This is a genomic window from Streptomyces sp. T39 (assembly GCF_008042045.1).
GTDB lineage: Bacteria > Actinomycetota > Actinomycetes > Streptomycetales > Streptomycetaceae > Streptomyces.
Window position 1 is genome coordinate 2,254,892 of sequence record NZ_RDBP01000012.1, and the last position, 8,906, is coordinate 2,263,797.

5 protein-coding genes are annotated in these 8,906 nt (G+C 71.1%); 4 read left to right on the top strand and 1 reads right to left on the bottom strand.

The genetic code is table 11. From position 1 onward, the window contains the following. The first annotated feature begins 54 nt into the window (after nucleotides 1-54). From EAO77_RS11280 to EAO77_RS11295, 4 genes are all read left to right on the top strand, one after another. Nucleotides 55-1,326: a glycosyltransferase gene (locus tag EAO77_RS11280; RefSeq protein ID WP_147987872.1), complete on the top strand. Its 1,272-nt coding sequence runs from the start codon at nucleotides 55-57 to the stop codon at nucleotides 1,324-1,326. Next, the gene (locus EAO77_RS11285) at nucleotides 1,323-3,002 is read left to right on the top strand and encodes an ArnT family glycosyltransferase (RefSeq protein ID WP_147987873.1); all 1,680 of its coding nucleotides are present in this window, start codon (nucleotides 1,323-1,325) and stop codon (nucleotides 3,000-3,002) included. Before EAO77_RS11280 ends, EAO77_RS11285 begins: the two co-directional genes overlap by 4 nt. Continuing rightward, the gene (locus EAO77_RS11290; protein ID WP_147987874.1) at nucleotides 2,999-4,225 is read left to right on the top strand and encodes a glycosyltransferase; all 1,227 of its coding nucleotides are present in this window, start codon (nucleotides 2,999-3,001) and stop codon (nucleotides 4,223-4,225) included. Before EAO77_RS11285 ends, EAO77_RS11290 begins: the two co-directional genes overlap by 4 nt. Before the next feature lie 203 nt (nucleotides 4,226-4,428). Beyond that, nucleotides 4,429-6,813 carry a galactose oxidase-like domain-containing protein gene (locus tag EAO77_RS11295; RefSeq protein ID WP_147989080.1) on the top strand — a complete coding sequence of 795 codons (2,385 nt, stop codon included), beginning with the start codon at nucleotides 4,429-4,431 and terminating at the stop codon, nucleotides 6,811-6,813. Nucleotides 6,814-6,968: 155 nt separating this feature from the next. Here EAO77_RS11295 and EAO77_RS11300 read toward each other — a convergent pair whose 3' ends face one another. Then, the gene (locus EAO77_RS11300) at nucleotides 6,969-8,726 is read right to left on the bottom strand and encodes an ABC transporter substrate-binding protein (RefSeq protein ID WP_261993866.1); all 1,758 of its coding nucleotides are present in this window, start codon (nucleotides 8,724-8,726) and stop codon (nucleotides 6,969-6,971) included. Between the last annotated feature and the right edge of the window lie 180 nt (nucleotides 8,727-8,906).

Consider the following 8,906-nt stretch of genomic DNA (forward strand, 5'->3'; position numbering starts at 1 on the left):
GCCGGAGGCCAAGGGGGGTCCTTGCCGCGGCGCGCAGGGGGCCAAGGGGGGCTCGTGCTCATATCGGTGATCGTTGTCGCCATTTCCATGGCGCTGTTCTGGATGGCCGCGTTCACGCTCTGGTGGCAGATGCACGCCTGGCGTACGCCCGAGACACTGGCGTCCACCCGCTTCGACCGGCCGGACGGCGCCACCGGACTCTCGTTCTCGCTGCTCCTGCCCGCCCGCCACGAGCAGGCGGTGCTGGAGCACACCGTCGAGCGGCTGCTGGAATCCAGCCACGCCAACTTCGAGATCATCGTCATCGTCGGCCACGACGACCCGGAGACCGCCGCGTGCGCCGAGCGCGCGGCGGCCCGCGACCCGGTCAGAGTGAGGGTCGTCACCGACCACCACGAGAAGAAGAACAAGCCGAAGGCCCTCAACACGGCGCTCCCGTACTGCCGCGGTGACATCGTCGGCGTCTTCGACGCCGAGGACCAGGTGCACCCCGAGCTCCTGACCCATGTCGACCACGCCTTCACCTCAACCGGCGCGGACGTCGTCCAGGGCGGCGTGCAGCTGATCAACTTCCACTCCAGCTGGTACAGCCTGCGCAACTGCCTGGAGTACTTCTTCTACTTCCGCAGCCGGCTCCACCTGCACGCGCAGAAAGGGTTCATCCCGCTCGGCGGGAACACCGTCTTCGTGCGCACCACGGTGCTGCGCGAGGCCGACGGCTGGGACCCGAACTGCCTCGCCGAGGACTGCGACCTGGGCGTGCGCCTCTCCTCCGTCGGCAAGAAGGTCGTCGTCGCGTACGACAGCGACATGGTCACCCGCGAGGAGACCCCCGGCACCCTGATGAGCCTGCTCAAGCAGCGCACCCGCTGGAACCAGGGCTTCCTCCAGGTCTACCGGAAGAAGGACTGGAAGCAGCTCCCGGGCCGCGGCCAGCGGATGCTCGCCCGCTACACGCTGATGACCCCGTTCCTCCAGGCGTTCTCCGGCGTGATCATCCCGCTCAACGTGGGGATCGCCCTCTTCCTCGACGTACCCGCCGCCATCGCCATCGTGACGTTCCTGCCGCTGATCACGGCCATGGTCACGTTCGTCTTCGAGGTGGTCGGGCTGCACGACTTCGGGGTGCAGTACGGCCTGCGGGTCCGCTTCGTCCACTACGTGAAGCTGATCGTCGGCGGCCCGTTCTACCAGATGCTGCTCGCCGGCGCCGCCGTGCGCGCGGTCTGGCGGGAGTACCGGGGCCGCAACGAGTGGGAGCTGACGAGCCACGTCGGCGCGCACCTCACCGACCGCACCGAGTCCAGAGAGGACGCCCGCCGGTGACCACCACCCTTCCTCCCGTTCCGGAGACCACCGGGACGGGCAGCGGCTCCACCCTGTCCGTCTCCATTCCCGCCCAGCGGACCCGCGGCCCCGTCACCCCGCCCGGATTCGTCCGGCCCGTCGTGCGCTTCCGGCACTCCCGGCCCGATCTGCTGCTCTGCGGCGTGCTGCTGTGCCTGATCGTGGTCGTGCAGGGCTGGAACATCACCGACTTCCCGACCCTCAGCGACGACGAGGGCACCTACCTCGCCCAGGCGTGGGCCGTCCAGCAGGGCGAGGGGCTCGCCCACTACACCTACTGGTACGACCACCCGCCGCTCGGCTGGATCCAGATCGCCTTCCTGACCTGGATCCCGTCGCTGATCGCGCCCGAGACGATGACCGTCGCCACCATGCGCTTCGCGATGCTCGCCGTCGGCGCGGTGTGCGCGGTGCTGGTGTACGTGCTGGCGCGGCGGCTGTTCCTGCCGCGCTGGGCGGCGGGGCTCGCGATGGCGCTGTTCGGGCTCTCACCGCTGTCGGTGGTGCTCCAGCGACAGCTGTTCCTGGACAATCTCGCGGTCATGTGGATGCTGCTGGCGTTCTGCCTGGCCGCGTCCCCGAACCGGCATCTGTGGCACCACTTCGCCGCCGGACTGGCGGCGGCCGTCTCCGTGCTGACCAAGGAGACGATGCTGCTGGTGCTGCCCGCCCTGCTGGTGACGATGTGGCGCCACAGCCACCGCGACACCCGCAAGTTCGCGGTGACGGGCGCGATCACGGCCTGTGTGCTGATCGGCCTGTCGTACCCGCTGTACGCGCTGCTGAAGAGCGAGCTGTTCCCCGGACCCGGCCATGTGTCCCTGATCGACGGCATCGCCTACCAGATGAGCCGCCCCGGCTCCGGCTTCATCCTCGACGCCGGCTCCGGCTCCCACGGTGTCCTGCGGTCCTGGCTCTACTACGACACCGTGCTGCCCGTCGGGGGCCTGGCCGGCGCGGCGCTGCTGCTGCTGACCCTGCGCTGGTCGGTCACCGCCCGCGCGCTGGCCGGGCCGGCGCTGGTCGTCGCCATCCTCGCGGTCGTCGCGATGCGCCCCTCCGGCTACCTCCCCGCGATGTACGTGATCCAGGCACTGCCCTTCCTCGCGCTGGTGCTGGCCGGCGGCGCGGCGAGCGTGGCGCACGCGGTGCTGCGGCGTCCGGTCCGGCGGGCGGCCGTGCCGCGCACGGAACGCCGGATCCGGCTCGGCGCCGCCGCGCTGCTCGCCGTCGTCTCCGTCGGCTTCGTCACGCCGAACTGGTACGAGGGCAACCGCGACGCGCTCACCGTCGACGCCAACGCGCCCTACCGGGCCGCCGCCGCGTGGATGCAGAACGAGGTCGACGACCCGGCGAACACCCGGGTCCTCGTCGACGACGCCCTCTGGCTGGATCTGGTGCACGACGGTTTCACCCCCGGCACCGGGGTCATCTGGTTCTACAAGGCCGACCTCGACCCCGCCGTCACCAAAACCCTCCCGCGCGGCTGGCGGGACATCGACTACGTCGTCTCGTCGCCGACCGTGCGCCGTGACGCCGTCGACCTGCCGAACGTCAAGGCCGCCCTGGAGCACTCGAAGCCGGTCGCCGTCTTCGGCACGGGCGAGGACCGTGTCGAGATCCGCCGGATCAGCCCCGCCGGAGGTGAGCGGTGACCACTCCCCGTACGGGCGCCGAGGAACTCGGCGACCCCGGCCTGAGCGCTGCCCAGATCGCCGAACCGGGCGCCGTCACCGTCGTCGTCCCGACCTTCAACGAGTCCGCCAACATCCGCGAACTGCTGCGCCGCCTCACCGAGTCGGTGCCCCCACGGCTGCCGTGCGAGATCCTCTTCGTCGACGACTCGACCGACGACACCCCCGACGTCATCCGCGACGCCGCCCAGGACTGCCCCTTCCCCGTCGCCGTGGTCCACCGCGAGGACCCCGTCGGCGGACTCGGGGGCGCGGTGGTCGAGGGGATCCGGCGGGCCGGGTCCGAGTGGATCGTCGTCATGGACGCCGACCTCCAGCATCCGCCCGCGCTCGTGCCGGAGCTGGTGGCCGCCGGCGAACGGGACCGTGCCGACCTGGTGGTGGCCAGCCGCTACATCCGCGGCGGCAGCCGCGAGGGCCTGGCCGGCGGCTACCGCATCGCGGTCTCCCGGGGCGCCACCTGGCTGACGAAAGGGCTCTTCCCCCGCCGGCTGCGCGGCATCAGCGACCCGATGAGCGGCTTCTTCGCCATCCGGCGCAGCGTGGTGAGCGCCGACGCGCTGAAGCCCCTGGGCTACAAGATCCTGCTGGAACTGGCCGTGCGCTGCCGCCCCGAGACGGTGACGGAGGTGCCGTTCGTCTTCCAGGACCGCTTCGCCGGCGAGTCCAAGTCGACGGCCAAGGAGGGCATGCGGTTCCTCTCGCACCTCACCGGGCTGCGCACGGCGTCGGCGGCCGCGCGGATGGTCGCCTTCGGCCTCATCGGGCTGACCGGCTTCGTGCCGAACCTGGTCGCGCTCCACCTGTTCACCGGTGGCGGGATGCACTACCTCCCGGCGGAGATCGTGGCCAACCAGTTCGGCGTGCTGTGGAACTTCCTGCTGATCGAGACGCTGCTCTTCCGCGACCGGCGCCACCACCGGCACTGGGCGGACCGGTTCGGCCGGTTCGCGCTGCTGGCCAACGCCGATCTGCTGCTGCGCATCCCGCTCATCGCCCTGTTCGTGGCCCAGCTGGGGATGACCGTGCTGCCCGCCACCGCGCTCGCGCTGCTGACCACGTTCGTCGTGCGCTTCGCGGCCACCGAGGCCCTCGTCTACCTCCCGGGCCGCGGGCGCGCCCGCGGCCGCGCCGCCCGTACGGAGCGGGCCGGGGCCCCGGTCGTACCGGACCCGGTGCCGTAGGCCGGCCGCCGGAGCACCCGGGCAGGTGCGCGACCCGGCCCCAGTAAGGACGGCCCCGGCCCCTTGGGAACCGGGGCCGGGAGAGCGCGGCGGTCTCCGGCCGCCGGCGCCGTCACCCGCACGAAAGGGAACCGCCCATGTCACCACCGCTGAGGAACCCGCTGCGCCGCAGACGGCGGACCGCGCTGCTCGCCGTCGCCACCATGACCACGGCGCTGCTGATATCGGCCCCGCAGTCGGCCCAGGCCGGCCCGCCGAACCTGATCAGCAACCCCGGCTTCGAGACCGCCGGCACGGGCCAGATGCCCGCCTGCTGGTCCCAGTCCGGCTGGGGCGACAACGACTACTCCTTCACGACCGTCGCCGACGCCCACTCGGGCACCAAGGCCATGAAGGTCTCGCTCACCCGCCGCGTCGACGGCGACCGCAAGGCGCTGATCACGGAGAACACCGCGTGCGCGCCGACCGTGACGCCGGAGCGGCAGTACGACCTCTCCCTCTGGTACAAGTCCACGACACCCGACGTGTCGGTCACCCTCTTCCGGCGCGACACCACGGCCGGCTGGCAGTACTGGACGGACCTCAAGACCCTGGACGTCAGCGCCGGTTACGTCCGCGCCGAGGTCCGCACCCCGGCCGTGCCCCCGGGCACCGACAGGATCGCCTGGGGCGTGTCGGTCTACGGCACCGGATCCGTCACCACCGACGACTACGTGATGGAGGAGGTGTCCGTCCCCGCGCCCGAGCCGCAGTGCACCGGCACCCCGCAGGAGTGCCTGAAGGGCCGCTGGGACGTGCTCCCGGTGCAGAACCCGGTGCGCTCCATGCACTCGGTCGTGATGCACAACGGCAAGGTGCTGGTGATCGCGGGCTCCGGAAACGACGAGTCGCTCTTCGAGGCCGGCACCTTCACCTCGGCGGTCTACGACCCCGAGAACGGCACCTTCCGCACGATCCCGACGCCGGTCGACATGTTCTGCGCGGGCCATGTGCAGCTGCAGGACGGCCGGATCCTCATCATGTCCGGCAACAAGGGCTACCCGTCCGCGGACGGCACCATCGGCTACCAGGGCCTGAAGGACTCGTTCCTCTTCGACCCGGAGACCGAGAGCTACATCCGGACCAACGACATGAACGGCGGCCACTGGTACCCGTCGGCGACCGTCCTCGGCAACGGGGACGTCATCTCCTTCGGCGGTCTGAAGGAGGACTCCACCGGCAACGTCACCGCCGAGAGATTCTCCGCGGCGCAGAACAGATGGCTGCCCATGAACGAGGTCAACCAGACCTGGTCGTACTGGGGCCTGTACCCGGCGATGATCCTGATGCAGGACGGCCGGCTCTTCTACTCCGGCAGCCACACCTTCGGCAACGGCACCCCGGGCACCGGCGCCTCGATCTACGACTACGACGCCAACACGATCACCGACGTCCCCGGCCTCCAGGCGAAGGACGAACGCGACGAGTCGGCGAGCGTGCTGCTGCCGCCCGCCCAGGACCAGCGTGTGCTGACCATCGGCGGCGGCAACAACGAGACCAACCCCGTCGCCAACCGCTACACCGACATCATCGACCTCAAACAGCCCGACCCGGCCTATGTGCACGGCCCGCTGCTGCCGCAGGGCGAGGTCGACCAGGGACAGGGCCGCCGGCCGCAGACGGGCGCCGAGGGCAAGATGTACGTCTCCGCCGTCCTGCTCCCGGACGGCAAGGTCTTCGAGACCGGCGGCGCGCTCCACGACCGGGCCGACCCGGTGTACGAGGCGTCGTTCTTCGACCCGGTGACCGACACCTACGAGCCGGGCCTCGCCACCGACCCGGTCCCGCGGGGCTACCACTCGTCGTCGTTCCTGCTGCCCGACGGCCGGGTGATGTCCGTCGGCGACAACCCGGGCAACGGCACCTACAACCACAACGTGTCGGTCTACACGCCGCCGTACCTGCTGAAGGGCGCCCGGCCGCGGATCACCTCGGTCATCGACGGGGAGTGGACCTACGGCGACACCCAGCGGATCACGGTCGACCGGCCGATCGCGAAGGCCGAGCTGATCCGCCCGGCCGCCGTGACCCACTCCTCCGACCCCAACCAGCGGTTCGTCGACCTGCCGCTGAGCGTCGACGGCAACAACGTCGACCTCAACGTCACCAGCAACCCGAACCTGGCGCCGCCCGGCTGGTACATGCTCTTCGCGGTCGACGCCAACGGCGTCCCGTCCGTGGCCGAGTGGGTCCGGCTGAGTGGTCCGGCGGCCATGGCCCGCTCGACGGCGGAGCACCACGCGCCGTCGGCGCATGTGCACGAGTTCGCCGACGACCTGGCCGGGGAACCCAGGAAGAGGCTGAAGAAGCGGGGTTCGGTGCCGGTCGACCCGCAGATCGCCGGCTGCGACCGCCACTACGGCAGCGCGGGCGTCTGCGTGCCGACGGTGTTCCCGAAGTCCGTGAAGCCGACGACGGCGGCCCGATGCCGGTGGCTGGCCGACCACGACTACGGCCGCCTGCGGGTCAACGGCGGCGACGACCCGCTGCGGCTCGACCCCGACCGCGACGGCACGGCCTGCGGAAAGGGGGACCTGCGCAGGCGGTGACCGCCCGTCCGTGAACCGGACGCGGCCGGGCCGGTCCGCCCCCGAGGGGGTGCGGGCCGGCCCGGCGCCGTCAGGAGCCGCAGCCTGCCGGACGCCGGTCGGGAGCCGCAGCCTGCCGGACGCCGGTCGGGAGCCGCAGCCGTGCCGGACGCCGGTCAGGAGCCGCCGGTGCCCAGGGCCTGGATGTCGATCAGGTTGAACGCCTGGTGGACGTAGACGTTGGTCAGCCGCGGGTTGCGGTAGCCGACCGTCTTGTCCGCGACGATGGGCAGGTAGTACGCCCCGTCGGTGACCCGGTGGTTGATCTCCTGGTAGATCCGGCCCGCCTCGGCACGGTCGGTCTCGGCCGCCGCCTTGTCGAACAGCTCGTCGATCCGGGGGTCCTCGATCTGGGCGTAGTTGGAGTTGCCGCTCGGCCGCAGATGGCGGCTGTCGGCCAGGGGCTGGAGGAAGCCCGCGCCCGTCGGGTAGTCGGCGCCCCAGCCCAGCACCAGCACGCCGATGTTCTTCTGCTTCAGCGTGGACGGCGAGCCGATCGCGCTGTAATAGGCCCCGAAGTCCTCGAACTGCTCGACCTCCAGGGTGATGCCGGCGGCCTTCAGCTGGTTCTTCAGCGCGGCCGCCACGGTCACGTCCTTGACGTTCCCGCTGCGTACGGCGGCCTTCACGGTGAAGCCGTCGGGCTTGCCGCACGCCTTCAGCGCCTCCGCGGCCTTCTCGAGCTGCGGTTTGCCCTCGGCCACGCCGAACGGGTCGTACGCATCCGCGCCCAGCAGCGTCGGCGGCAGCGTGTTGCCGTGCAGCGAGCCGAACGAGGGGCCGCCGCGCGCCGACCGCAGACCGTCGGTCCCGGTCGCGTACACCACGGCCTTGCGGCAGTCGGCGTTGTTCAGCGGGGCGGTCTTCGAGATCATCGTGACCATGCGGAGATAGCCGCTGTGCGGGTTGTCCGCGTCGGCCTTCAGCTTCTCGTCGCCGAGGACCTTGATGACCGACTGCTGGGAGAGCCCGGTCTGCGAGGCGTCGAGGTCGGCGTCGCCCGCGAGCAGCAGCGCGTCGGCCGCCTCGGAGTCGGCGGCGACGGTCAGCTCCACCCGGTCCGGCAGCGCCTTGCGCAGCGGGTCGGTGGCGGCGCTCCAGTTCTCGTTGCGGACGAGGACGAGCCGCTGCCCGGGCTCGTACGTGTCGAAGCGGTACGGGCCCGAGGAGACGGGCTTGGTCCCGTACTCCCCCCTGGTGTCCTTCGCCCGGGGGACGGGTGCCGTCGTGCCCAGGGTGAGCAGATAGGGGAACTGGGAGTCGGCCTCGGCCAGCTTGAAGACGATGGTGCGGTCGTCCGGGGTCTCGACCGACTTCAGCCCCGCCGCACCGCCCTTGAAGGGGCCCTTGTAGCCCTGCCCCTGGTCCAGCTTCTCGACGAGGTAGGTCGGACCGCCGCTGACGACGTCCTGGGCGAAGGTCCGCTCGATGCCGTACTTGACGTCGGCGGAGGTGATCGGGGAGCCGTCCTCGAAGGTCAGACCGGACCGCAGGGTGAGCTTGTAGGTCCGGCCGTCGGACGACACCTCGGGCTGTGACGCGGCAAGGTCGGGGACGAGTTCGAGCCCCTTGCCGCCCGGCTCGGGGGCGTAGGTCAGCAGCGTGCGGGTGTACAGGCGCTGCATGTTCCAGACCCACCCGTAGTAGGAGCGGGCCGGATCCCAGGAGTCCGCGTCCGACGAGCTCACCAGCTTGAGCGTGCCGCCCTTCGTGTCGGACGCGTTGACGACGTTGCCGACGGCGGCGTCGAAGCCCTTGGCCGGGGAAGCGGACCCGTCCTTCCCCTGGCCCTGCCCCTGGTTCTGTTCCTTCTTGTCGTCGCCCCCCATCTTCAGGATCACGCCGGTCACGCCGCCGCCGGCGACCAGGGCCACGGTGAGGGCGATCGCCGCGATGCGGCGGCGTGACCGGCGTGATCCTGAAGATGGGGGGCGACGACAAGAAGGAACAGAACCAGGGGCAGGGCCCAGGGGAGGACGGGTCCGCTTCCCCGGCCAAGGGCTTCGACGCCGCCGGTCGGCAACGTCGTCAACGCGTCCGACACGAAGGGCGGC